Origin of the sequence: Bacillus cereus group sp. BfR-BA-01330, assembly GCF_022663885.1 — a bacterium.
Lineage (GTDB): Bacteria > Bacillota > Bacilli > Bacillales > Bacillaceae_G > Bacillus_A > Bacillus_A cereus.
Genome location: NZ_JAKUGK010000010.1, coordinates 91,590 through 118,060 on the forward strand (window position 1 = coordinate 91,590; position 26,471 = coordinate 118,060).

Below are 26,471 nucleotides of genomic sequence, written 5' to 3' on the forward strand. Positions count from 1 at the left end.
AAAAGAAAAAGCACGCTTATAAGCGCACCATAAGAGTGCTTCTTCATACAATTCTCATGTAAGAGTTCTCGAAAATCATGTTAATCACAAAGAAAAGGCATTAGCTCCTAAAAGCTAATGCCTTTTCTTTATTCATATTGTTCAGTATTCCAATCTTCTATATTCCATACTTTTGTTATCCACGATTCATAGAAAGAAGGTTCATGTGAGACAATTAAAACCGTTCCTTTGTATTGTTGTAACGCTTCCTGTAAAGCCATCTTAGTTTCTACATCCAAATGATTAGTCGGTTCGTCTAAAATTAAAACATTGCTTTTCGTTACGATAAGTTCACATAAACGCACTTTCGTTTGCTCTCCACCGCTTAATAAACGAATAGGTTTTAATACGTGTTCTTCTTTCAATCCACACTTCGCTAATGCTTGGCGCGCTTCTTTCTTTGTCATATCTGGTCGTTCTGCCCAAACTTTCTCTAACGGTGTTATTTCTGAAGCAAACTCTTCCTGTGCAAAATAAGCAGGATTTACTCGTTCCCCAACAAAAATTGAACCGCTTAGCGGCTTTATTTGACCTAATAACGTCTTTAACATTGTCGTTTTTCCAATACCGTTATGACCAACAACAGCTATCTTTTCTCCTTTTTTCACTTGTAAATTCAAGTCTGGAAATAACGGCTCACTATAACCCACTCTTAGTTTCTCAGCCTGTAATATACGACTTACTGGTTCATTATAAACAGTAAAAGCAAAACGGGACTGAGGTACATTATTTACCTTTTCAACCCTTTGCATTTTCTCCAATACTTTCTCTCGACTTTTTGCCTGTTTTGCTTTTCGAATCTTATTTTTTTGAATAAATGTTTCTAACTGAGCAATTTCTTTTTGTTGTTTCACATACGCCGATTGTAATTGTTTCCTTTGTACTTGGTAACTTTGTAAAAACTTTTCATAATCCCCTACATATCGCTTAACTTTTCGTTCTTCTAGATGGTAAATGACATTCGTAATATTGTTCAAAAATACTTCATCATGCGAAATGATAATATAAGCTTTTTCGTACAGTTTCAAGTACGATTGCAACCATTCTATATGTGCTGTATCTAAATAGTTCGTTGGTTCATCTAGCAATAAAACATCAGCTTTTTCTAGAAGAAGCTTTCCTAGTAATAACTTTGTCCGCTGTCCTCCACTTAACTTTGAAACATCCTTTTCCAATCCTATTTCAAACAGCCCTAAACCAATTGCTACTTCTTCAATTTCTGTATGAATTTGATAGAAATTAGAGTTTTCCAATATAGTTTGTAACTCTCCATACCTTACTAACAATTTTTCTACTTCTACTGCTTCAGCCATCTCTTCTGCAATTTTTAACATTTCGTATTCAATCGCATACAAGTTAGAAAATGCACTTTGCAAGTATCCTTCAATTGTTATTCCTTCTTGTAAATCTATATGCTGCTGCAAAAATCCAACCTTCACATGTGGAAACCATTCAATGTTCCCATCATCATGTATAAGTTCTCCTGTTAAAATTCTTAGCAGTGTTGATTTTCCAATCCCATTTTTCCCTACTAACCCAACATGCTCCCCCTTTAATAATCGAAAGCACACATTATATAAGATGGTTTTCTCACCATACGAATGACTTAAATTTTCTACTGTTAATATACTCATTTTTTTCTCTCCTTTACTTATCGTCCATAAGCTAAATAGAGAGACCAACAGTATGAAGCCTTATTTAATTATGCATATAAAAATGGGTAAGGTGAATACACCTTACCCATTACATATTATCGTAAAAAAGGATTAAGGTTCTTTACCTGCTGTCTTCAATTTAGCTTAATCTTAAAAAATGGGCAGACTTCTCCCATATCAAGCTAAAACCATTTGAAGAACAGTTGATAAAGTCATTTTATCCTTTCACTCCTTTAACATTTGTTATATTAAGAGTATAAACTACTCTGTTATATTCTATTCTCTATTTTCCCTTTTGTTCCTTCTCCATCTTTTCATATTCTAAAAAAAGCCTCTTAACAGTAATTATACTAAAAACTGTTAAAAGGCTTTTTCTATTTTTTCATATAAGGAGCTAACACACTTAAAATCTCTTCTTTATCCTTTTTTAATTCGAGTGATGTTAACATATCCATCGTTCTCGGCCTAGGTAATTTCACTTGTACCTCGCCAACTATTGACGCTGGTCTTTGAGATAAAATAAATACGCGATCTGAAAGTAAGATTGCCTCATCTAAGTCATGTGTCACCATAACGATTGTTTGCTTTTCTTGATGCCAAGAGTTTAAAAGCCAGCTATGTACTTCCATTTTTGTAAATGCATCTAATTTACCAAAAGGCTCATCCAGCAGCATAATTGGCTTTTCACATAAATATGTGCGCAGAAAACTAATTCTTTGACGCATACCACCAGATAATTCATCTGGATAATGGTCTGCATATTCATCTAGTTGGAACTGCTTTAATGCTTCCATTCCTTCTGTCAGCCTTTGTTTTTTCGGCTTTCCTTCAATTTCTAACGGAAGAACGATATTTTGCAAAGCTGATCGCCACTGTAGTAATAAATCTTGTTGTGGCATATAACTAACAACATCTTGCTCTTGTACTTGCTTATCGTTATACGTTACGTTCCCGCTTGTTGGTTTTTCAACATTTGCAATCATGTTTAATAATGTGCTTTTCCCGCAACCACTCGGTCCTACAAAGGAAACAAACTCTCCCTCTTGTATAGAGGCACTAATATTCTCTAATACATTCTTTCCGTCAAAAGATTTCACTATATTTTTTATTTGTAATCCGCTCATTTTTCACTTGGAAGGAATTCATTTGTAAAAGCATCTTTTACATCGATTTTCTTTTTAATAACTTTGTTGTCATATAAGAAATTCATGTAATTCGTCCAAATTTCTTCCTTCTGTACTCCCCATGCTTTAGCATCATCTTGATACTTCGTACTTAACCATTTTTGGCTTTCTTGAACTAAATCTTTATTTACATCTGGAACAGCTTTAATTAAAATATCAGCAGCCTCTCTCGGTTCCTTAATTGCAAAATTATAACCTTCTGTCGTTGCACTTATAAACTTTTTCACAAAGTCTTTATCTTGCTTCGTATGTTTTTCACTCGTAATAATAACAGGACTATAGAAATCAAGCGCTGGATCTAAGTCCTTCACCATAATCGTATTTAACTCTTTTCCTTGGCGCTTCGCTTCAATACCATCCCAACCGTAATAAATCCATTCGAAATCTGCATCACGACCGATTGATTTAAAGAAATCTGTTTGTCCTAAGATGATTTTTTCAACTTTATTAAAATCAGCTTGATGTTTATCCATAATCGTCTTTAATGTCGCTTCTTCCGCTGGTCCTCCCCAGCCGCCGTAACGTTTACCTTCAAAATCTTTCGGTGACGTCATATTATCTTTCTTAAGCGATGCAAACGCTGAAGTGTTATGCTGAATAATCGCTCCTACAGATACAACAGGAATTCCTTCCACACGAGCTAACGTTACATTTTCTTGTGCGCTTATTGCGAAGTCTGCTTTTCCTGATGCTATCATTTGCTCTGCTGTTACATTGTCACCTGGTTGAATAATTTCTACATCTAATCCTTGCTTTTTGTAATAATCTTTCGTTTGCGCTACATACAAGCCAGTATGATTCGTATTTGGAAACCAATCTAATACTACTTTTACTTTTTGATCTTTACTTGCACTTTCTTCTTTCTTCGCCGGATTACATCCAGCCACACCTACCGCTACTAAGGCAGCTAACATAACTTTCAAACCTTTTTTCATTTTCTGCCGTCCTTTCTATATATCCATGGTGCTGTTATTCTTGCCATAAACTCTACGATAAAATACAGGCATAATGTCACCATAACGATGATTGCTGCAACACCAAATACTCGGGCAGTCAAAAAGGATTTTGTAGCCCTCGTAAGCATAACGCCTAATCCTTCACTTGCACCGAGCCATTCTCCGATAATTGCCCCCATTACGCTATATGTAACTGCAATTTTTAAACCTGAGAAAAAGTATGGAAGCACTGCTGGAAATTTTACTTTCTGGTAAACTTGCCATTTTGTCGCCTTCATTGTTTGTAACAGTTTCAACATGTTTTTATCTACTGTTTGAAAACCTTCTAAAATACTAAGCGCAATTGGGAAGAAACAAACGAGTATTACGACCATTACTTTCGGCAACATCCCATATCCAAACCAAATAATAAATAGCGGTGCAAGTACAACAATTGGAATTGTTTGCGAAATAACGAGCAATGGATTTATTAAAATACGAAATAACGGTATAACGTCCATAATAATTGCGATGCTCGTCCCTAATAAAATTGCAAAGAATAGTCCAATTATAACTTCCTGCAGTGTTTGCATCGTATTTGATAATAGTAAATCTTTCATCCCAATTAATTCTTGAACAATGGCAGAAGGCTTTGGTAAAATCCACGGTTCGATTTTAAATAATGAAACAGATCCTTCCCATATCGCAATGAGAAGGATAAGCCAAATAGTTGTAATAAGTTTAGATTGCTTCTGGTTTTGCATATTCATCACGGTACTTCCAAACCTTTTCATCTATCGTTACACCAGTGCTTGGACGATAATGGATTTTAATAGAAGTAATCACTTCTTCTGCTCCAGCATCGACGCAAGCTTGTTGCGCACGTTTAACGACATCAAGAAGTACATCTAATTCTCCTTCCAAAGTTGTTTCCATTGCCCCTACTTCATAACGAACTCCCGATTGTTGCACAACTTCAATTGCTTTATCGACAACAGAATATACATCTTTCGTTTTTGCTTGTGGTACTACTGAAAATGACATTGTAACTTGTTGTGACATAATAAAATCCCCCTTATAAAAATAAATTTCAAAAATAAGAAAAGGCTTTCCTACTGCGTAGGAAAGCCTTGTATGCAAGTTATTACAGAATAACATATGCTACATCACTTTAAGTAACTCCCTACGCTGGCATTATCCAGATCAGGTTGAGGGTCGATGTTTACTTACATCCTCTCAGCCAATTGGCTCCCCGGTCCTTAATTCGTTTTCATTGTAGCATGATTTATTTTATTGAACAAACAAAAGCATGCATAATCATTTCATTATTTTTGGAAAATAACCAACTTTTTCACCATGAGCTAATAACTGCTGAATAAATTCTTTATTAATTGCTGGTACTATCAATTCTTTTTTCTTAATCCATTTATTCGTTCTACGCGTACCCATTACAATTTCAGATTGCTGCGCTCCATCTCCTGCAACTTGAGAAGCAATTAACTCTGCTATTACTTCATTTCCCTTCGCTAATGCAAGTCCGGTATTTACATATTCTGAAAGTGGAACCATTTCAAGATTGTATCCACACTCTCCAATTAGCTGTATAAATTGTTCAAACTCAATTTGATGTGGATGACAAATATGTAACGTCTCTCCTATAATTTGCGCATCTTGCAAATACGATACAATTGATTTACTAGCAAAATCAATTGGTGTGAAATCAACTTTCCACTTCACATTTGGTGCTTTCCCAATTAATAGCATTGTTTTAATAAGACGATAAAATGCGTTTCCTTCAATATTTTGTTGGAACGAACCTGTTTCTGAATGACATGCTAAATTACCTGCACGATAAATATTTCCGCGCAAACCATTTTTCATTGCTTCACGAACAATGTTTTCCGCTTGTAGTTTACTATTTGAATATACATTCTCTAAGTCTACACTGTAATTAAAATCACCAGTTTTCATGTATGTATCCCATTGATCTACCGCTAATTCTAACGGGATACCAATTGTAGAAATAAAATGGAATGTAGCACCTTTCTCCGCTAATGCTAGCATACGGCTAGTTCCTTGGACATTTATATTTTCAAATTGTTTTACATCCCCAAAATGTCTTACATCTGCACCGCAATGAATTATCGTATCCACCTTAGAACTGATGAACATAAATTCTTCTTCGCTCATCCCAAGATACTCTTCTCCCAGATCACCAGCTACGGCCTGTATACGCTGTAACCATTCTTCACATACATCATTAAAGTAGCCTGTTAATGTATCTATAATTCTTTGCTGCACATCTTTAGTTGGTCTTACTAAACAATAAATAGTAGCAGCTGTATCTCTCAACAATTCATATAATATGTGTGATCCTAAATAACCAGTAGCTCCTGTTAAAAAGACATTTGAAATCTGGTTTTCTTCCAAAACGTTTGCATACGTGATAGTATCTGGTTCGTGAATCACTTTATATTCACGAAATACTTCTTCTTTCTCTACTTTTACTTCTCGCTCAATTCGAGCTAATCCATATATCGTTCTTTCTTTAAAGAAATCTTGAATTGTTAAATGTGAGAAATCTTCTTTTAACAATGTTAAGACTCGTAATACTTTTAATGAATGTCCACCAATTGTAAAGAAATCATCATGCACTCCAACTTTTGAAATTCCTAATACTTCCGCCCAGGCGTTCGCTATTTGTTTTTCTGCTTTATTAGAAGGTGCAACATATTCTTGTAGACGAACCGGTTCATACTTTTCTTCTAACTGAGCTAACTTCTTAACATCAATCTTTTTATTAGGTGTAAGTGGTAATTCATTAATATAAATTAGTTTAGATGGCACCATATAATCTGGTAATTGCTCTTGTAACTGGTAAACTAATTCTGGTATTTCTTTTTTATTTAAAGTTGTATAGAACGCGATTAAATATTGGCTACCTTCCTTACTCTTCTTAGCAAAAACAGCATTTTCTTTTATATTATGATTTTGAGAAATTTTACTTTGGATTTCGCCTAGTTCAATACGATGTCCTCTAATTTTTACTTGATCATCTTTCCGATGTAAAAACTCTATATTTCCATCCTCTAGCAACTTAACGATATCACCTGTTTTATATATATTAACTATAGGATTAAAAGGGTTCGGAATAAAAGCTTCAATTGTTTTATTAGGCTTATTAAAATACCCTTTTGCTAATCCCACTGAATCTATATATAATTCACCAGGTACACCAATTGGACAAAGATTCATATTCTCATCCAAAATCATAACTTGATAATTAGCACATGGTTTACCAATGGGAATACTCGCAACATCCTCATTTAACTGACTAGGTATTTTATAGGTTGTCGTCACTACAGTACATTCTGTCGGTCCGTATACATTATGAATTTCAACATTTGTACCTATTCTTTCTCTCCACAATTTAATAACCTCTACAGGCAACATTTCACCGCCAATCGCAATTCTTTTTAGGGAAGCTAGCTTATATATATCTTCTTCTGCCAAATAAGTTGCTACTTGTCGAACAAAAATTGTTGCTAATGCCAAGATTGAAGTTGCTTTCACTTTATAGATTGCATTTGCAAATGCTTCTACAGACAATCGCTCTTCCTCTAATAGTACATATAAGTTTCCTCCACAGAATAAAGAAGCAAATGACTCCCATACAGAAGCATCGAAACTAAAGGAAGGAAATTGGGCAAATACATCCTCTTCTGTCAATTCATATTGCTTTTTCATCCAAGTATACAGATTAACAACGCCTCTATGTGCTAACATCGTTCCCTTTGGATTCCCTGTTGAACCAGATGTATAAATCATATAAGCTACATCATCACAATGAATAGACAACTTTACATCTATATCTTCATAAGTTTCACTATCATACATTGAAACTGTTTGAACCCCATCACATGTTATAGGCGTCTCTTTCATCAATATAACTTTCGCTTGGCTATCTTGAATAATGTACTGTATTCTACTTTCCGGATAATCTGGATCAATCGGAACATACGCTGCACCAGCTTTTAATATAGCTACCATACTTACTACTGTGTCTATGCTACGTTTCATAAATATTCCAACATAGTCTCCTAATTGGACGCCGTTTTTGATTAACATATGAGCTATTTGATTACTTTTTTTATTTAGCTCCTCATAAGTTAAAGTACCTTCCCTTGAAGATAAAGCTATACGATTTGGAAATTGAGTAACAGTATTATAGAACATATCGACGATACTTTTCTCAGGATATACTGCTGTCGTATCATTCACTTGACTATAAAGTGCCATCTCGGCCTCTGTAATAATATTAAAATTATTTATATGATTATTCTTATTTTGTGATTTATTAATTAAAACACCTTGTATTTGTTGTGCATAACGAGTAATTGTTGTCTCTTTCCAATTAACACTATTAAATATTATTTCTACACTTTGCATATTTTTACTAAATACAAATTGTAATGTATTCGTGTCTTGTAGCTCATAATATGTTTCGCCAATAATAATAGGTGACATTTCATATAATGTATTACCGTTTTGAAACTCTTCTATTTCTTCCTCATTCATTTCTTTAATTTGCTCCAGTTGCTCTTCAATCTGTAAATTCAAACTTTCATAGGAGAGAAAATTAGAAACTTCAATAGTAATCGGAAATAAACTTCCTCTTACATGATAAAGCACGACAATATGTTTTTCTTTAGAAATATGATATAACCACGTTGCAGTCGCTCCTATTAAATCTACAATGTGAGTCAAATTTGGAAACAGTTCCGTTTTCCTTTTTATCCTAAGTTCTGTTCCTTGCACATCTTTAGGTATTTTAATACTTCCTTCTACTTTTTCTAAAAATTCTTTTACCATCTCACTATAAGAAATTGCTAATTTCATATTTATGTAAATTCCTCTCTTAAATATAATAAAGGTGTGAAAATTCACACCTTTTTTATCCCTTATTAAAGGGCAGATTCGTTCAATTCATAATCAGTAGCGGAGATACCCCCTTGATTAGAATTGAACTTTCTCCTTATTCGCTTTTAAACTCACCAATAAGCTCTTGTAATTCCTGAGAAAGCCAACTTAAAGAAGTCGCTAATTCTGCAATATCTTGTACTGATATTTCTTGCTCTTTCATGCTTTCTTCAACATTACTACTGCTGTTGGCATAAGTATTTGCAATATGTGATAATTCATTTACGACTTGAACAATATTCTGGCTATTTTGTAAAATATCACTCGAATTACCAGAAACAGCTTTTACTTGATCTGTAACAGATTGCGCTGATTTTGAGATTTTTTCAAAGAAATCTCCGCTACTTTGAACAAGCGAAATTCCAGTTTCTACTTCTTTTGAACCTTTTTGCATGGAAACTACAGCCTCTTCTGTCTCAGCTTGTGTTTCACCAATTAATTTCGCTATATCTTTAGCAGACGCTTCCGTCTGTTCTGCTAATTTTCGTACTTCATCAGCAACAACTGCAAACCCTCTTCCAGCTGCTCCAGCGCGTGAAGCCTCGATAGAAGCATTTAAAGCTAATAAATTTGTTTGATTTGAAATGCCTGTAATTACAGTTACGATATCACTAATTTCTTTTGACCTTGTTTCTAACGAATAAATGATGGATGATAAATCTTGTACTGCATTTTGAATTAAACTCATTTGATTAATAATTTGTCCAATCACTTCATTACCTTCAATTGAATGTTGCTCCATACCTTCAGAAGCAACCGCAACTTGTTTCGCAGCCCCAGTTATCTCTTCTACCTTATCTTCCATTCCATGTACAATCCCTAAACATTGTTGTACTGAAGTTTTTTGAGACTGTGCCCCTACTCTTAAACCTTCAATAGAACTTGCAATCTCTTGAACTGCCATACTGTTTTCCTCTGTACTCGCCGACAATTCTTGTGAAGAAGAAGAAACTTGCTCAGCAGTTTGCCTTACTTTATCTATAATCCCTTTAAACTTTTCAATCGTGTTATTGAAATAAACATTAATAATTCCAATATCATCTGGTCTTTCTTTTAATTTAATACTCAAGTCACCTTCGCCAATTTTACGTAACCCTTCTCGTAAATCTTTTAATGGAGCTAGCGAGTGACGCACGATAAAGAATTGAGTAATAGTCGCAATTGCTAATGAAATAATGATAAAGAGTAAACCCTGTATCATAAACTTCTCTTTTGTAATAGGAACAATGGAAGCATCTAAGTCAGCGGCAACAATTGCAATAATATTGTTTTCTCCATCTGTAATTGGTTCTAATATTGTCACCCACGAACCTATTTCATCTTCATATACTTCTGTCATTTGAGCCTTTTTCGTATCAATCACTTTATCGTATGCCTTCATCCAATGAGCGGGTTGTTCATAATAATCTCCCGGCTTTATAGGAAACGCATTTGTTAACTCTGTAGTCAAACCAACGAGTTGTAATTCTCGCTTTTCATTCGGCTTTGCTCCTGTAACATACGTTTGTCCAACGCTTTTCAATTCTTTTGATACTTCATCTAATTTCTCTGTTAACTTTTCTTTTTTCACTTTTTCGGCTGTAGGATCTTTCGCCATGTCTCTAACTAATTCTACATCCAGTTTTTTCAATACTATTTCTCCTGTTTCAATAGACTGCCTTTCAAATAAAGACATCATACTATTTTGAAACATATTGAAACTTAACGCACCCATACTTCCAACAAGTGTCAAAATAACTAATACGGTTAATAAGACGTTCTTTTGAAGGAACGATAACTTATGCCAATATTTTTTCATTAATATCCACCTTCCTTAATCAACACAAACAAAAAAACAAAATATATGGATATTTTGTTTGAAAATGTTTCTCAATATGTTCGAGAATAAAAAAAAGCCAATGTAAAAGCATTGGCCAAGACCAACCCTATCCGTCCGGTAACTGGCTAGCGTAGCCTTTCGACCTTAGCTCCTGTAGTTTTGCGTCCTCATGTTTCCATCAGTTTGCCTTTCTCGCTGAACGAGTTGAACGATATGGGAGTTCTATGAGAATTAATTTATTCTCTTTCAAAGATTACAACATATAAATCAAAATGTCTACTTATTTAGAGATATAAATACAAATTTTTAATGCATTGCTTTTTCAAAATAATTTCAAAAAGTACGTGAATGTTACTTTTTTTGTGTTATATAATAAAAAATGTATAAATAACAAGGATTTCTTCGGGTATTTATTTAATTTTCATTCAAATTAAACTATTCGAATATATCTTAACTAATGAATTTCGGAGGTAGTTTATCATGTTTTGGCTACAATTTCTTACCTTGTTACTCTGTATTTTTATTGGTGCACGCCTAGGCGGAGTTGGTTTAGGAGTAATGGGTGGAGTTGGTATGGCAATACTCGTTTTTGTCTTCCACCTACAACCAACCGCGCCTCCTATCGATGTAATGCTTATGATTTTGGCAGTAATTACAGCTGCTGGTGCTTTGCAAGCTGCTGGAGGAATGGACTATCTTGTTCATCTAGCTGAAAAGGCATTACGAAAAAATCCAAAGCGTATTACTTTTTTTGCTCCAATTGTTACTTATTTATTCACACTATGTGCAGGTACTGGTCACGTTGCCTATTCTGTACTTCCTGTTATTGCAGAAGTCTCTCGTGAATCAGGGATTAGACCGGAACGCCCAATGTCGATTGCCGTAATCGCTTCTCAACAAGCAATTACAGCTAGTCCAATTTCAGCTGCCACAGTTGCTCTTTTAGCAATGTTAGCTGACTATAAAATCACTTTATTAGATATTTTAAAAGTGAGTATTCCTTCCACTTTCATTGCTTGTATGTTAGCAGCATTCGTTGCTAGTAAGATGGGAAAAGAATTAAATGAAGACCCTGAATACTTAAAACGATTAAAAGAAGGAATGATTCCTAAGCTTGAAGAGAAAAAAGAATTTGTAGGTGTAAAGGGCGCAAAATTATCAGTTATCCTTTTCCTTGTAGGAACCTTCCTTGTTGTACTTCTTGGTTCATTTGAAGCACTTCGTCCAGGATGGATAGTTGATGGGAAGTTAGCCCGTCTTTCCATGCCGAATACAATTGAGATGGTTATGTTAACTATCGCGGCTCTTATTATTATTTTCTGTAAACCAAATGTAGAAAGCATTGTGTCTGGTAACGTCTTTAAAGCGGGGGCAACAGCAGTTGTTGCTATTTTCGGTATCGCTTGGATGGGAGATACTTTCTTTAATGGAAACTTAAATATGATTCAAGGATCCATTCAGCATTTAGTAACAAGTGCACCTTGGCTATTTGCCATCGCACTATTCATTCTATCTATTTTACTATATAGCCAAGCAGCCACAGTACGTGCTTTAATGCCTCTTGGATTATCACTCGGTATTCCACCAGCGCTACTGATTGCGATGTTCCCTGCAGTAAACGGATATTTCTTCATTCCAAACTACGGCACAATCGTTGCTGCCATTAACTTTGACCGTACCGGTACAACAGGTATTGGTAAATACGTATTAAATCATAGCTTTATGATTCCTGGCCTAATTGCAACATTTACTTCTATCGGAATTGGAATGCTCTTAATTTCAATTATGTTTTAAAGAAAAAGCACAAACCTTTATTTAAAAAGGTTTGTGCTTTTTTAATCAAATGTTTGTTTAAATTTTGGGGCAGTCTATTTCTCCATGTAGCACTTAAAATACTACACGTCCTTCCCTACAAACTTCTCTTTACTTCTTCAGCTAATTTTCTCGTACTTTCATACGCAGATTCAGCTAAACTAATTGCTGAAATAACTGAAACACCGTCCGCACCCGCTTCTATAACTGCCGCTGTATTTTCAATTGTAATCCCACCAATACCAACGATTGGCACTGTAATTCCTTGTTCTCTAAAATAAGCTAATCCTTTCGTTCCTTGAACCGCTTTCGTATCTTTTTTCGTACTCGTTGGGAAAATAGGTCCAACGCCTAAATAATCTGCTCCATTTTCGATTGCAAAGCGTGCTTCTTTAATTGTATGAGCAGATACACCGATAATTTTATCTCCCATTTTTTCACGAACAGATGTAATTCCTTCATCATCTTGTCCTACATGAACACCATCTGCATCTAATTCAATGGCTAATTCTACATCATCATTTACAATGAAAGGAACACTATATTCCTTACAAAGCGTCTGCAATTCTTTTGCAAAGCGCACTCTATCTTCTCCGATTAAAGAACCTTCTCCCTTCTCGCGAAACTGAAAAATTGTCACTCCACCATCTAACGCTTCTTTCAATACAGCTAAAGGATCCCTCGTGCAGTTATTACTTCCCATAATAAAATACACTTGCAATAGCTTAGACATTTTATCTATTTCAATGCGTGCCATTTCTTTCACTCCCTCTTACTCTAACTCCTCAATCTTTCCATATTTCTCAATATCACTAGAAGTAGTATTCGCTAACTGATTTAAAAATTCAATTTGGAAACTACCAGGTCCCTTTTCCACGGTCTTAGCAGCTGCCAGTTCCGAAGCTGCACCATAAAACGTTAATGCTGCTACTGCTGCTTTTACATAATCTTTTTCCACTGCTACAAATGCTCCTATTACAGAAGTTAGTAAACAACCTGTTCCCGTAACTTTCGTTAAAATAGGGTGACCATTTCGAATAACAATAGTTCTCTCTCCATCTGTAACAACATCTTCTTTTCCAGTAATGACCGCAACTGTATTTAGTTCATCTGCTGCCTGCCTTGCAATACTTACAACATCGCCATTTCCAGTACCAGCGTCTACCCCTTTAATTTCCCATTTCTCATTAATAACATTTGCTATTTCAGCTGCATTTCCGCGGATAATTGCTAAATCAATTTCAGCCGGAATATGTCTCGCAACTTCTGTTCGATACGAAGTTGCTCCTGCACCAACTGGATCAAATAGTACTGGCACATTGTTCGCATTTGCTGATTTACCCGCGAGTAACATCGCTTCTACTTCTTCAGGACGAAGTGTCCCCATATTTAATACTAACGCTCCAGCAATGCTAGCCATTTCTGCTACTTCTTCTTTTGCATACGCCATTACAGGCGATGCCCCAAGTGCCAACAAACCATTAGCAGTAAAATTTGTTACAACAACATTTGTAATATTATGAACAAGCGGATTAGATTCTCTCACCAAATCCACTACTTTACTAATTTCTTTCATATTCATCCTTTTCATCTCCTAACTATAATGATGGGAGATACACAAAAAGACACTTTGCGCGTACGCAAAGTGCCTGAATATGTGCTTTTACACTCTCCCTACGCTGGCATTATCCAACAGGTTCAAATGGTCAATGACGGACTAGTAGCCATACTCTCAGTTTGTATCCACAAACTCCCATGTGTTTCTTATTCATCTACTTCAAAGTCTACTCTTATTCTAGTAAAATAACAAGTTCTTTACTTTTCTATTTACTGTAGAAGCAACTGATAAAGTGAAACTTTAATCAGTTGGGATTTTGTTAACTCCATTAAAAACAGCTGAAATATGGAGCGAAACTGAATCTCAAGAAGATGTATGCTATATTTAACTTATGGAAATTTGAAAGGATGTTTTTAATATGTCAAAAAGCGTTGTAATCGCTGAAAAACCTTCCGTTGCACGAGATATTGCTCGTGTACTGAAGTGTGATAAAAAAGGAAACGGCTATCTTGAAGGTAGTAAATATATTGTAACTTGGGCTTTAGGTCATCTCGTTACATTAGCAGATCCAGAAAGTTATGATGTGAAATATAAAAAGTGGAATTTAGAAGATTTACCGATGCTACCTGAGCGTTTGAAATTAACGGTTATTAAACAAACTGGTAAACAATTTAATGCTGTAAAAAGTCAGCTACTTAGAAAAGATGTAAATGAAATTATTGTAGCAACAGACGCTGGACGTGAAGGGGAATTAGTCGCACGCTGGATTATCGATAAAGTTAAGCTAAATAAACCAATCAAACGTTTATGGATTTCTTCTGTAACCGATAAAGCAATTAAAGATGGTTTTGCAAATTTAAAACCAGGTAAAGCCTATGACAATTTATACGCTTCAGCAGTTGCGCGTTCAGAAGCTGACTGGTATATCGGTCTTAATGCAACCCGTGCTTTAACGACTCGCTTTAATGCCCAGTTAAATTGTGGCCGTGTACAAACCCCTACTGTTGCTATGATTGCTAGTCGTGAGGATGAAATAAAGAACTTCAAAGCACAAACTTACTACGGCATCGAAGCTCAAACAATGGAGAAGCTCAAACTTACTTGGCAAGATGCAAATGGCAATAGCCGTAGTTTTAATAAAGAAAAAATCGATGGTATTGTAAAAAGTTTAGATAAACAAAATGCTACTGTTGTGGAAATTGATAAGAAACAGAAGAAGTCATTCTCTCCTGGTCTTTACGATTTAACTGAATTGCAACGTGATGCAAATAAAAAGTTCGGTTACTCTGCTAAAGAAACATTAAATATTATGCAAAAATTGTATGAACAGCATAAAGTACTAACGTACCCTCGTACAGATTCACGCTACATTTCATCTGATATCGTTGGAACACTTCCAGAACGTCTAAAAGCATGTGGTGTTGGAGAATACCGTCCCTTCGCACATAAAGTATTACAAAAGCCTATCAAACCTAACAAATCATTTGTTGATGATAGTAAAGTAAGCGATCATCATGCGATTATTCCAACAGAAGGATACGTTAACTTCTCAGCATTCACAGATAAAGAACGCAAAATTTATGATTTAGTTGTAAAACGTTTCTTAGCTGTTTTATTCCCAGCATTCGAATACGAACAACTAACGTTACGCACAAAGGTCGGCAATGAAACATTCATTGCACGCGGAAAAACGATTTTACATGCTGGTTGGAAGGAAGTATACGAAAATCGATTTGAAGACGATGATGTAACTGATGACGTAAAAGAGCAGATTCTACCTCACATTGAAAAGGGCGATACATTAACTGTAAAGTTACTTATGCAAACATCAGGTCAAACGAAAGCACCTGCACGCTTTAATGAAGCAACTTTACTTTCAGCAATGGAGAATCCTACAAAATATATGGATACGCAAAATAAACAACTTGCTGATACGTTAAAATCGACTGGTGGATTAGGTACTGTAGCGACACGTGCAGATATTATCGACAAACTTTTCAATTCTTTCTTAATTGAAAAACGTGGTAAAGATATTCACATTACATCAAAAGGTCGTCAATTACTTGATTTAGTACCAGAAGAATTAAAATCACCTACACTAACTGGTGAGTGGGAACAAAAACTTGAAGCAATTGCAAAAGGAAAATTAAAGAAAGAAGTATTCATTTCGGAAATGAAGAACTATACGAAAGAAATTGTTTCTGAAATTAAATCGAGTGATAAAAAATATAAACATGACAACATTTCAACGAAGTCTTGTCCAGACTGCGGTAAACCAATGCTAGAAGTAAACGGCAAAAAGGGAAAAATGCTCGTATGCCAAGATCGTGAATGTGGTCATCGTAAAAATGTATCTCGTACAACAAACGCTCGCTGTCCGCAATGTAAGAAGAAACTAGAATTACGTGGTGAGGGTGCAGGCCAAATTTTCGCATGTAAATGTGGCTATCGTGAGAAATTATCAACATTCCAAGAACGACGTAAAAAAGAATCTGGAAACAAAGCCGATAAACGCGACGTTCAAAAATATATGAAACAACAGAAAAAAGAAGAAGAACCATTAAATAACCCATTCGCAGAAGCATTAAAAAAATTAAAATTTGATTAAACAAAAAGGTTCCTACCTCTATCGGTAGGAACCTTTTATTTTAGTGAATGATTTTACTTCCTTTTGCATTCTCAACAAATTTTTCACTTGATTTGTTAATTGGTGTTTTCAGTAATAACGCAGCAACAATCATAACTACTACGAAAGCACTTAACACAAGTAAATCTCGCGTTACGATATCCCAAAGCATTCCGCCAACTGTTTCACGAATTGCGCTAATTGCGTATGTGAATGGTAAGAACGGATAAATCGCTTGGAAGAACGCTGGTGTCATTTGGATTGGGAATGTTCCGCCCGATCCTGCTACTTGTAGTACAAGTAAAATGATCGCCATCGATTTCCCAACGTTTCCGAAAATAGAAACGAGTGAGTATACGATACAAACGAAGACTCCACCAATAAATAAACTAAATAACACAAACCAGAACTTATCGACTACGTACGTACCGAGTAAGAATATATCTCCCATCGATACGATAAACGCTTGTGAAAGACCTATCGTTAAGAATGTTAATAAACGTCCGAAGTAAATTTCATGGCTCTTATAATTCGCGCCCTCTTCGTGTACTTCTACCGTTAATAATGAAACCATTAATAATGCGCCTACCCATAATGCAAGCACTGTATAGAATGGTGACATCGCTGAACCGTAGTTCGGCATCGCAAATAATTTATTTTCTTTTAAATTTACTGGATTCGCAAAGTAATCACTTTGCTTTTCAACATCATTTTTCAATAAACGTATGATGTCTTTTAAATCCTCTTCAGATTCAAAATCACGAATTTTATCTGCTAATTCTTTAATCTTTTTCTCAGTCTCCGGCATTTCAGCTTTAATATCTGCCAATTTCTTTTTCCCGTCTACTAAGCCTTTTGATGAATCTTCTAGTAATTTTTTAACATCTGGAAGCTTTTTGTCTGCCTCTTTTAAAATTTGAGATGTGTTTTTAGACATACGTTTCGTACGTTCAATTGCTGTGTTAAAGTTTGGAACGATTTCTGAATCATATGTTGCTAAGAAATCACCTAATTGAGCTGAAGCATTTTTAGTCGCTTCATTAATGCTTTCTACAACCTCTTTTGTAGGCTTCTGTCCATTATTAATTAGTGTAGTTGCTTTATTCGTTGCATCTATACCTTTTTGAACAGAATTTTGTATTTTGTTCAATTTTGCAATTCCGCCATTAAGGTTTTTTCCGCTATTTACATCTGCTAATACCTTATTTGTGCTTTCTAGAACCGGAATCGCATCACCAATTAGATTATTAGTAGCTTGTAGTTGACCATTTAAATCGTTTAAAGCCACTTTTGTACTATCTAATCCATTAACACCTCTATTATTTACGTCTGCTATAACACCTTCTAAATTATTTTTTGCCTTTTCATATTCATTTTTCACACTATCGTATGCTTCATTTGCATCAGCTTTAGCTTGATCGACTGTGCTGACTGCTTTTTTATAATCTGCTACAAACGTTTCATTATAATCTTTTTCCGCTTGATCAATTAATCCATTTGCTGCATCTAACTTTTGATTCGCTACATCTGTTACATCTTTCTTTACTTCTTGTCCTGTACCGATAACATTTACAATATCTTTAATACCCTTGTTTGCATTTTCCATACCGCTTTTTAGCTTAGTTAAGCGATCCACTCGCCCTTGGAAAAAGCTTTGACCAAAATCAGTCGTCGCTGACTGTTGAAGTTCAGTAAATACATTAATAAGATATGCAATACTATCTGTACGCCCTTGAAGATTTTCAGAAACCGCATTAAGGTCTTGTTTTGCCTTTTCTGGATCAAACTGACCATTTTGCAATCCATTCACAACACTTTTTCCGTATGCTGTTCCTGCACGTGCTGAGTTTAAAACGTTATTAACTGTTTGATTAATGTTTCTTGCAATGTTTTTATAACCTTCATCATTCATCTTTGAAAGATCAGGGCGTGCTGGGAACTCCGGTAATCCTTTCATACCAGAAAGGTCTATCCCTGGATTCATTAAAAAGTTCGTAAAAGCATTGGCCTTATCCATTACATCTTTTGCTACAGTTAAATTGTTTCTCATTGTTCCAGGTGCGTTCTTTAAAGTTTCATCATTATTTGCAAAGAACTTATCTAAATTCCCTAATGCTTCTTGCCCATCATTAATAACACTCTCTACAACCGGCAACTCTTTTTGCGCTACTTTTACAACATCTTCTGCTCGAGTCGCATCATCTAACGCCTTATCCATAAGTGTATTCATTTCTGGGAACTGCGCTTCTAACTTAAATACAAGATCTTTTACTTTTTCGATACTTGGTAAGTTTGTTTCTAAATCGATTCCAAGATCATTGAAAATTTTAAAAATCTCACCGTTTGCTGTTTTTACAAAGTTTTTACTAATTTCTTCTGTAATACCTGATGCACCTTTTGCTGTAATCTTCGGTGCAATCGCGTTTACTTTTTCATTCACATAGTAATCCAGTTCTGGTTTTTTAGGATTTTCATCCAGAACAGTTGCAATTTTTTCAGAGAAATCTTTTGGAATCGTAATACTTGCATAATAATCTCCACGCTCAACTCCGTAAATTGCTTGTTTTTCATCTACAAATTTCCAGCCAAGATTTTTGTTTTTCTTAAGGGAGTCTACAATCTCTTTCCCGATATTAATATCTTTCCCTCTTAAATTAGAACCTGCATCTTGGTTAGAAACTGCAATGGGAACCTCTTTTGTATTTCCATATGGATCCCAAGAAGCTTTAATGTTAAACCATGCATATAACGATGGTAAAATCATTAATCCTAAAACAATAACAATTGCAGCCCAATGTTTGGCTACATTCCGTAAATCTGTCTTATAAATACGCCAAATCTGTTTCATAGAAGTTATCACCTAATTATATATTTTTCCTTCTTTAGAAAATGATACATACATTTTGCAATTATATCACTTTCTACATCGTGTATTAACCAAAAACGTACTATTTTTTCCCATTAACTTTCACTTACTTCATTATATAACGAAGTGAGTCAAAGTATGAATACAAAATGACCAAATCGGTTTTACATTCAATAATAACAAATATATATGAAATGTCATAAAAAATACAAGTATTTTCTCTTGGAAATACTTGTATTCCTAAAAAAAATCCTCACAGCTTTTATTCTCTGTGAGGATTTCTTCTATTATATATCCAATTGAACCTCTACACCGAAATGATCTGAAATTACATTTCTGTTTGTACCATTAAAAATAACTTTTGAAGAATGAACTTTTTTACTTTGGTTACACAATATTAGATCGATTCGCAAATTATGTTTATTTTCATCCCAACCAGCAATCTCACCTTGGACAGTCGTTCCTTTATCCTTCTCTATTGCTAATTCATATGTGTCATACAACCCTTTTTGCATCATATACTCATAACCTTCGCCTTTCAATCGAGCATTGTTATTAAAATCCCCCATTAAGAAGGCGAGTTTATTGCTATCTACACACTCCATCAAACGATCGACTTGACCTTTGAATGACTCTTCTTCATCATTCCACCAACCGAGATGACAAGAGTAAAACGTTATATCCTTACCATTATAAGCAATTGTTGTACTTACAATTTTACGCGTTTTCCAATACGTTGTATCCTCGTTTTCTGAAATGAAGAACGTATCTTCTTTTATAATATTATGCTTCGTTATAATTGCTAATCCTTCTTCGTACACATCATAACCAATATGAGAGAAATCCCAAGTAATATTGTAATCTTTTACATGTAGCGCTTTTAACTCTTCTAATAGTAAAAGTCCAAAATTATCTTTTTTCTTGTTACCGCATACATTTTCAGCTTGTATGGACTGACTTACTTCTTGCAATGCGATGACATCGTACTCTTCTTCTTGAATTACTTTAGCAAGGTATTGTATCTTTTCTATTTGATTCTCTTCTTGCCAAGAATGACAGTTTAAAGTTAGCAATTTCATATTATTACGCACCTAACATATCTTGAATGTCTGACTTTAATACGTCAGCTTTCGGACCATATACCGCTTGTACACCTTTGTCTTTTACAATAAGCCCTAAAGCACCATTTTGTTTCCACTGTGCTTCTGGTGCAACAACATTTAAATCTTTTACTGTTACACGTAAGCGCGTCATACAAGCATCTACGTCAGCAATATTTTCTTTTCCACCTAATAAATCGATAACTTTTGTTGCTAATGAACCGTCTTGTACATTTCCTGTTCCTTCTGATGCCTCATCTTCATTATCAATATAGTTACCTGCACGCCCTGGTGTTGGTAAGTTGAATTTTTTAATTAAGAAATTAAATAGTGTAAAGTTAAGACCGAAGAACACTAATGAAACAATAACAAAGTTGATTAAGTCTCTTGTTAAACCTGCGTTAACCATCATTGGTGTACGAGTAATTAACTCAATAAATCCAAATGCATGAACACGTAAGTTAATTAAATCAGCTAGCGCGAATGCAAGTCCTGTTGTAATAGCATATACAACATATAATACTGGAGCAATAAACATGAACATGAATTCAATTGGTTCTGTTACACCTGTTAAGAATACTGCTAATGCTGCTGATAAAAACATTGGTTTATATTTTGCACGCTTTTCTTTATCAACGTTACGGAACATCGCAAATGCAATCCCCATTAACGCTGCTGTTGAGCCGATAACTTGTCCAGCTTTGAAACGAGCTGGTACAACGTTATTTAATAAATCGTTATATGCCTTCGTATCTCCATTTGCTAATAAATTATTTAAATCTGTAATCCATGCAAGCCATAATGGATCTTGTCCTGCTACAACTTGTCCAACTTTTGAACCAGTTAGCATCGTATATGTTCCGCCTAGCTCTGTATAGTTCATCGGAATCGTTAACATATGGTGTAAACCAAATGGTAATAATAAACGCTCTAACGTTCCATATACAAACGGTGCAACAACTGGTGCACTATCTTTTGAAGCTGCAATCCAGCGACCAAATTCATTTAACCCACTTTGGATGAATGGCCATAGAAGTGATAATACAATCGCAGTAACTGTAGACCAAAGAATTACAACGAATGGTACAAATCGTTTTCCATTAAAGAATGCTAATGCCTGTGGCAGTTTATTATAGTTATAATATTTGTTATATAAAGTAGCTCCTAAGAAACCTGTGATAATCCCTACGAACACTCCCATGTTTAATGCAGGTGCACCAAGTACAGAAGTAAAGTAATCTTTTACAATTAAATCTCCCGCTATTACTGAAGAAACTTTCGCTTTTGAATCCGCTAACATTTCAGCGTTTACCCCAAATATAGCTCCTGTAATTCGGTTTGTTAAGACGAATGCTAATAGCGCTGCAAATGCACCACCCGCGCGATCTTTCGCCCAAGATCCCCCAATTGCTACTGCGAATAAGATGTGTAGATTTGTAATGATTGCCCAACCGATGTCTTCCATTACGCGAGCGATTGTATGAACTGCGTTAACATCCCCAGCAGACATACCAATTAACTTACCGATGGAAATCATTAAACCAGCTGCTGGCATTACGGCTACAACAACTAATAACGCTTTCCCGAACTTTTGCCAAAAATCAAAAGACGTAATTTTCATCTGTTCTTCCTCCCCTTTATTTATAAAAACATAATGATTTAAATTATAATTTCTGTTCCCTTTATGAAAACGATTCCTTATGTTACTTTATTTTTATCTTTACGCAACCGTTTTCATAAATCTATTTTAATAAAAGCGTTTTCACTTTGCAATAGAAATTTATTTTTTTTAATAAAAAAAGATGCTCAAAGAGCATCCTTTTTTATTATGAAATGCGATAAACCCTTGTTTCATAAGGCTTTAAAGCAATTGTTGTTACTTCTTCATGTTCCGCAACTTCATAGTTATTTAAAAGCAAACGTTTGCGTTCTAGTGCAAATGAACCCTCATTATACACAGCTTCCTCTTTTGAGATATTACTAATTACAATGACTTTTTCATCCTGTAACGTACGTGTATATGCATAAATTTGTGGATCGTCTTCTAAAAGTAAATCATACGTACCATAGTTCAGTACATCGTGCTCTTTTTTCAGGGCAATCATTTTCTTATAGAAATTAAAAATAGACTTTTCTTCATTTTTTTGCTTTTCAACATTAATTTCTTTGTAATTTGGATTCATGCTAAACCAAGGTGTACTTGTTGTGAAACCAGCATTCATCTCATCATTCCACTGCATAGGTGTACGTGAATTATCGCGGCAAGAAGCCCATATAATCTCCATCATATCTTGATGTGGTACGCCCTCTGCAATTTTCTCGCGATATAAATTTTTAATTGCTACATCATCGTAATCTTCAATATTTGGTAACTGAACATTTGTCATACCAATTTCTTGGCCTTGATAAATAAAAGGTGTACCGTGCATAAAGAAATACATCGCCCCTAGAGCTGTTGCACTTTCACGCCAATATTGTTTATCATCTCCCCATGTTGAAACGATACGTGGTTTATCGTGATTCTCAATATATAAAGCGTTCCATCCTTTATTTTCTAATCCTTTTTGCCATTTCGTTAATACTTTTTTCAATCCTACAACATCAAGGTCTTTCTTCTTCTCTGCATCCCATAAACTTAAATGTTCAAATTGGAATACCATATTGAACTTACCTTGCTCTTCTCCAACCCAAAGCTCAGCATCTTCAATCTTAACACCATTTGCTTCACCAACAGTCATAATATCGTACTTAGAGAATGTATTTTCTTTTAGCTCTTCTAATAAAGGTTGAATACCTTTCACATTCATATGTTTATCAAAAGATGGCACATATTTTAACCCTTTTGGATTTGGCATATCCTTGAGGCCTTCTTCTTTTTTAATATGACTGATTGCATCAACGCGGAAACCATCAATACCTTTATCAAGCCACCAATTAACCGTATCGTATAGTACTTCGCGAACTTCTTTATTCTCCCAGTTTAAATCTGGTTGTTTACGTGAGAATAAATGTAAATAATATTGTTCTGTTTCTTCATCATATTCCCATGCCGAACCATTAAAAATACTTTCCCAGTTGTTTGGCTCCGCACCATCTTTACCATCATGCCAAATATACCAATCACGCTTCGGATTATCTTTAGATGAACGTGATTCAATAAACCATGGATGTTCATCACTCGTATGATTAATAACTAAATCAATAATAAGCTTCATATCACGCTTATGAACTTCATCTAGTAAAGCATCAAAGTCTGCCATTGTACCAAACTCATCCATAATATCTTGATAATCACTAATATCATAACCATTATCATCATTAGGTGACTTATACATTGGACAAATCCAAATTACATCTATACCTAAATCTTTTAAATAATCCAGTTTTGCAATAATACCTTGTAAATCTCCAATACCATCACCATTTGAATCCATAAAGCTTCGTGGATAAATTTGATAAGCAACTGCTTCTTTCCACCATGTCTTATTCATAGTCCTTCTCTCCTTTTGCATCCCATCGGAATTTTATGCAAACGTTTTCGTAACACTATCATAACAAAATATGAACAGTTTGCAACTGTTTTCATTGAACTCTATGTAGATTCTTTATTCTTATGCTTTATTTATTTCTCACAAAGGTAAATCTCATTCTTCACCTCTCCTTGTCCACGCGTATTACAGACATTTTTCATATATTAATAAAAAACTCTGATTATTTTAGAAAGGAGTAATAAATTGAAGCAAACAAAATTAACAGGTCGTATCGTTGTTCCCTCAGATCCTGACTACGACGTAGCCCGAATGAATTTAAATTTAAGTATTCCAAAACTCCCTTGTATTATTGTTTTTTGTCAAAATAACAAGGATGTCTGTAACGCCTTAAAATGGGCACGTGAACGTCATATACCATTTCGGTTAAGAAGTGGACGTCATAGCTATGAAAATTTTTCTCTTTTAAATAGAGGACTTATTATTGATGTGAGTGAAATGCATCGCATTACTGTTAATACAGAGAAATTAACAGCAACAATTGAGGCTGGTGCAAATCTTGGCACTGTTTATAAAGAACTTTGGAATTACGGTGTTACAATTCCTGCTGGTACAAGTGCAAGCGTTGGAATTGTTGGATTAGCACTTGGTGGTGGTATTGGTATGCTTTCGCGCTTATATGGATTAACATGTGATCAATTAATGGAAGTGGAAATGGTACAAGCATGTGGAAAATTTGGTGCCAAACTCATTCGTGCAAATGAACAAGAGAACTCTAACCTTTTTTGGGCATGCCGTGGTGGCGGTGGTGGAAACTTCGGAATTGTCACTTCATTAACTTTTCGAGTCCACCCGATAAAAAATGTATCAATTTTCTCAATTACATGGGAATGGGAAGACTTTATTGCTGCATTTCAAGCGTGGCAAATCTGGGCACCTTATATAGATGAACGTCTCACTTCATCGATCGAATTATTCGCCAAGCAACGAAATAAAATCGAAGCACAAGGCGAGTTTATCGGTTCTCCCTCTGAACTCCATTCCCTATTATCCCCTCTTCTTGAGACTGGTAGCCCCTCTCTCTTTATAGAAGAAGTTCCTTATATAAAGGCTGTTGAATTTTTTAATGGAGGTAACATCCCTGAAAATTTCAAGCGCTCTGGTTCCTATGTCTATAAACCTATTCCCCTTAAAGGCATTCAAATCATGCAATCCTTTCTTTCTCATGCACCAAATAAAGATGCTAGTATTTGGCATCAATCGCTCATAGGTGCTGTTGAAAATATTTCGCCGAATGAAACGGCTTATTTTCATCGTAAAGCAATTATTGCTCAAGAATACATTACCTCTTGGAAATGCGATGATGAAGAAAATCGAAATATACGCTGGGTTAAAGGTTTACGAGAAAGCTTAGATCCTTATACACTAGGTGACTATGTGAACTGGCCCGATATCGACATTAAAAATTGGCAAACTAGTTATTATGGCTCTAACTTTCACAGATTACGTAAAGTAAAAACCATGTATGATCCTTGTGATGTTTTTCATTTCCAACAAAGTATTCCTCCTTTTCATACGTGAAAAAAGGGGATAACATAAAAAAATCATCCAATATACCGTTACCTCGCAGTATGTTGGATGATTCAAGTTGATTTTCTATATCGTTTCAAATTCTTGCTCCTACTCATAAACTTTTACTTACAGATTAATTGTATTTCGTATCATTTTCATGCAATGAATGTAATTTAATATTTGGTACTTTATCTTTTTCAATACCTCTATTATAAGAAACAGGAACTTGAAATTCAAATTGCTTTGTCTCATGTTTTTGTAAATAGACTGGTTTCGGTACTGGATAGCTTTTTGAATTCTCGTTTGCATTATCATATAAAACAACTTTTAATGCTTGTGAATGATTACGATAATTTTTTAAAGTAACAATGCACTTCGGTTGGATATTCTCTCCATTTTTCTCCATTCTACACTGGCTATCTTCTTTTTTATATTCTATTGCTTCTACCCCTGTTTTTCCTGCATAATACCATGTTTTATTCAATGTCTGGAGGATTGTATTTAAAATAAACGGCATCATTACAATCAAAATACTAGTACCTACTACTTTTATTTTATTCATTTTTCTAAATGTACTAGACTCCTTTTTTCCTAGCCATTTTAAAAATAATATAAATGCAATTACATGTAGTATGAAAGAAACAATCAATATATTTGAGACTTTATAATCCATATAAACATACGTATGTATCGGAATCTTATAGACATTGAATAGTTTTTCCCCAATTAATTCATTATCATTTGGAATTTTTAATAATAACAAAACCCCTATACTGTAACAAATAGCTACTAATCGATCATACTCAATACGAATCATTCTTTCTCCCCTTCACTTTG

General features: G+C 34.8%; 17 protein-coding genes and 3 riboswitches. Of the genes, 3 read left to right on the forward strand and 14 right to left on the reverse strand.

Annotated features, from left to right (window positions below):
• Positions 1–128 precede the first annotated feature (128 nt).
• The 7 genes from MR112_RS25085 to MR112_RS25115 form a co-directional block, all read right to left on the reverse strand.
• Positions 129–1,673 (reverse strand): ABC-F family ATP-binding cassette domain-containing protein, encoded by a 1,545-nt coding sequence (locus tag MR112_RS25085; protein ID WP_075676629.1) that lies wholly within the window; start codon positions 1,671–1,673, stop codon positions 129–131.
• A 395-nt stretch (positions 1,674–2,068) separates the two neighbouring features.
• Positions 2,069–2,818 (reverse strand): ABC transporter ATP-binding protein, encoded by a 750-nt coding sequence (locus tag MR112_RS25090; RefSeq protein WP_000016090.1) that lies wholly within the window; start codon positions 2,816–2,818, stop codon positions 2,069–2,071.
• On the reverse strand, positions 2,815–3,813 hold the full coding sequence (locus MR112_RS25095) for an ABC transporter substrate-binding protein (RefSeq protein WP_000715570.1): 999 nt from the start codon (positions 3,811–3,813) through the stop codon (positions 2,815–2,817). The genes MR112_RS25090 and MR112_RS25095 overlap by 4 nt, the downstream gene beginning before the upstream one ends.
• A complete protein-coding gene (locus MR112_RS25100) occupies positions 3,810–4,583 on the reverse strand; it encodes an ABC transporter permease (protein ID WP_017657405.1) in 774 nt (257 codons plus the stop codon). The genes MR112_RS25095 and MR112_RS25100 overlap by 4 nt, the downstream gene beginning before the upstream one ends.
• On the reverse strand, positions 4,555–4,875 hold the full coding sequence (locus MR112_RS25105) for an MTH1187 family thiamine-binding protein (protein WP_000082906.1): 321 nt from the start codon (positions 4,873–4,875) through the stop codon (positions 4,555–4,557). The genes MR112_RS25100 and MR112_RS25105 overlap by 29 nt, the downstream gene beginning before the upstream one ends.
• Positions 4,876–4,976: 101 nt before the next feature.
• Positions 4,977–5,078: riboswitch (TPP riboswitch) on the reverse strand.
• A gap of 52 nt (positions 5,079–5,130) precedes the next feature.
• Positions 5,131–8,712 (reverse strand): non-ribosomal peptide synthetase family protein, encoded by a 3,582-nt coding sequence (locus tag MR112_RS25110; RefSeq protein WP_242245586.1) that lies wholly within the window; start codon positions 8,710–8,712, stop codon positions 5,131–5,133.
• Positions 8,713–8,848: 136 nt separating this feature from the next.
• Positions 8,849–10,591, reverse strand: coding sequence for a methyl-accepting chemotaxis protein (locus MR112_RS25115; RefSeq protein WP_071740544.1), 1,743 nt, complete (start codon positions 10,589–10,591; stop codon positions 8,849–8,851).
• A 134-nt stretch (positions 10,592–10,725) separates the two neighbouring features.
• Positions 10,726–10,810, reverse strand: a riboswitch (cyclic di-GMP riboswitch).
• A 282-nt stretch (positions 10,811–11,092) separates the two neighbouring features.
• Here MR112_RS25115 and MR112_RS25120 point away from each other — a divergent pair.
• Positions 11,093–12,406 (forward strand): anaerobic C4-dicarboxylate transporter family protein, encoded by a 1,314-nt coding sequence (locus tag MR112_RS25120; RefSeq protein WP_000498704.1) that lies wholly within the window; start codon positions 11,093–11,095, stop codon positions 12,404–12,406.
• 115 nt (positions 12,407–12,521) lie between these two features.
• On the opposite strand, the gene thiE is transcribed toward MR112_RS25120, so the two are convergent.
• Both thiE and thiM read right to left on the reverse strand, forming a co-directional pair.
• Positions 12,522–13,181 carry a thiamine phosphate synthase gene (gene thiE / locus MR112_RS25125; protein ID WP_017657404.1) on the reverse strand — a complete coding sequence of 220 codons (660 nt, stop codon included), beginning with the start codon at positions 13,179–13,181 and terminating at the stop codon, positions 12,522–12,524.
• 15 nt (positions 13,182–13,196) lie between these two features.
• The gene (gene thiM / locus MR112_RS25130; protein WP_001056092.1) at positions 13,197–14,006 is read right to left on the reverse strand and encodes a hydroxyethylthiazole kinase; all 810 of its coding nucleotides are present in this window, start codon (positions 14,004–14,006) and stop codon (positions 13,197–13,199) included.
• 72 nt (positions 14,007–14,078) lie between these two features.
• A riboswitch (TPP riboswitch) is annotated at positions 14,079–14,191 on the reverse strand.
• Between the two features lie 209 nt (positions 14,192–14,400).
• Between thiM and topB the strand changes: the two genes are divergently transcribed.
• The gene (gene topB / locus MR112_RS25135) at positions 14,401–16,590 is read left to right on the forward strand and encodes a DNA topoisomerase III (RefSeq protein ID WP_086408066.1); all 2,190 of its coding nucleotides are present in this window, start codon (positions 14,401–14,403) and stop codon (positions 16,588–16,590) included.
• Positions 16,591–16,630: 40 nt separating this feature from the next.
• On the opposite strand, the gene MR112_RS25140 is transcribed toward topB, so the two are convergent.
• From MR112_RS25140 to MR112_RS25155, 4 genes are all read right to left on the reverse strand, one after another.
• On the reverse strand, positions 16,631–19,456 hold the full coding sequence (locus MR112_RS25140) for a YhgE/Pip family protein (RefSeq protein WP_242245588.1): 2,826 nt from the start codon (positions 19,454–19,456) through the stop codon (positions 16,631–16,633).
• Between the two features lie 305 nt (positions 19,457–19,761).
• Positions 19,762–20,553 (reverse strand): endonuclease/exonuclease/phosphatase family protein, encoded by a 792-nt coding sequence (locus MR112_RS25145; RefSeq protein WP_242245590.1) that lies wholly within the window; start codon positions 20,551–20,553, stop codon positions 19,762–19,764.
• A 4-nt stretch (positions 20,554–20,557) separates the two neighbouring features.
• A complete protein-coding gene (locus tag MR112_RS25150) occupies positions 20,558–22,195 on the reverse strand; it encodes a PTS transporter subunit IIBC (RefSeq protein WP_048656946.1) in 1,638 nt (545 codons plus the stop codon).
• Between the two features lie 205 nt (positions 22,196–22,400).
• Positions 22,401–24,065, reverse strand: a complete 1,665-nt coding sequence (locus MR112_RS25155) for a glycoside hydrolase family 13 protein (protein WP_001044710.1) — start codon at positions 24,063–24,065, stop codon at positions 22,401–22,403.
• Positions 24,066–24,308: 243 nt separating this feature from the next.
• On the opposite strand from MR112_RS25155, the gene MR112_RS25160 reads away from it, so the two are divergent.
• The gene (locus tag MR112_RS25160) at positions 24,309–25,643 is read left to right on the forward strand and encodes an FAD-binding oxidoreductase (protein WP_242245592.1); all 1,335 of its coding nucleotides are present in this window, start codon (positions 24,309–24,311) and stop codon (positions 25,641–25,643) included.
• Positions 25,644–25,767: 124 nt separating this feature from the next.
• Here MR112_RS25160 and MR112_RS25165 read toward each other — a convergent pair whose 3' ends face one another.
• Positions 25,768–26,451 (reverse strand): hypothetical protein, encoded by a 684-nt coding sequence (locus tag MR112_RS25165; RefSeq protein ID WP_000619186.1) that lies wholly within the window; start codon positions 26,449–26,451, stop codon positions 25,768–25,770.
• Positions 26,452–26,471 lie beyond the last annotated feature (20 nt).

Excerpts from the sequence above, each read along its gene's own strand:
- MR112_RS25085 (WP_075676629.1), bottom strand. The coding sequence starts at position 1,673 with ATGAGTATATTAACAGTAGAAAATTTAAGTCATTCGTATGGTGAGAAA.
- MR112_RS25090 (WP_000016090.1), bottom strand. The coding sequence starts at position 2,818 with ATGAGCGGATTACAAATAAAAAATATAGTGAAATCTTTTGACGGAAAG.
- MR112_RS25095 (WP_000715570.1), bottom strand. The coding sequence starts at position 3,813 with ATGAAAAAAGGTTTGAAAGTTATGTTAGCTGCCTTAGTAGCGGTAGGT.
- MR112_RS25100 (WP_017657405.1), bottom strand. The coding sequence starts at position 4,583 with ATGAATATGCAAAACCAGAAGCAATCTAAACTTATTACAACTATTTGG.
- MR112_RS25105 (WP_000082906.1), bottom strand. The coding sequence starts at position 4,875 with ATGTCACAACAAGTTACAATGTCATTTTCAGTAGTACCACAAGCAAAA.
- MR112_RS25110 (WP_242245586.1), bottom strand. The coding sequence starts at position 8,712 with ATGAAATTAGCAATTTCTTATAGTGAGATGGTAAAAGAATTTTTAGAA.
- MR112_RS25115 (WP_071740544.1), bottom strand. The coding sequence starts at position 10,591 with ATGAAAAAATATTGGCATAAGTTATCGTTCCTTCAAAAGAACGTCTTA.
- MR112_RS25120 (WP_000498704.1), top strand. The coding sequence starts at position 11,093 with ATGTTTTGGCTACAATTTCTTACCTTGTTACTCTGTATTTTTATTGGT.
- thiE (WP_017657404.1), bottom strand. The coding sequence starts at position 13,181 with ATGGCACGCATTGAAATAGATAAAATGTCTAAGCTATTGCAAGTGTAT.
- thiM (WP_001056092.1), bottom strand. The coding sequence starts at position 14,006 with ATGAATATGAAAGAAATTAGTAAAGTAGTGGATTTGGTGAGAGAATCT.
- topB (WP_086408066.1), top strand. The coding sequence starts at position 14,401 with ATGTCAAAAAGCGTTGTAATCGCTGAAAAACCTTCCGTTGCACGAGAT.
- MR112_RS25140 (WP_242245588.1), bottom strand. The coding sequence starts at position 19,456 with ATGAAACAGATTTGGCGTATTTATAAGACAGATTTACGGAATGTAGCC.
- MR112_RS25145 (WP_242245590.1), bottom strand. The coding sequence starts at position 20,553 with ATGAAATTGCTAACTTTAAACTGTCATTCTTGGCAAGAAGAGAATCAA.
- MR112_RS25150 (WP_048656946.1), bottom strand. The coding sequence starts at position 22,195 with ATGAAAATTACGTCTTTTGATTTTTGGCAAAAGTTCGGGAAAGCGTTA.
- MR112_RS25155 (WP_001044710.1), bottom strand. The coding sequence starts at position 24,065 with ATGAATAAGACATGGTGGAAAGAAGCAGTTGCTTATCAAATTTATCCA.
- MR112_RS25165 (WP_000619186.1), bottom strand. The coding sequence starts at position 26,451 with ATGATTCGTATTGAGTATGATCGATTAGTAGCTATTTGTTACAGTATA.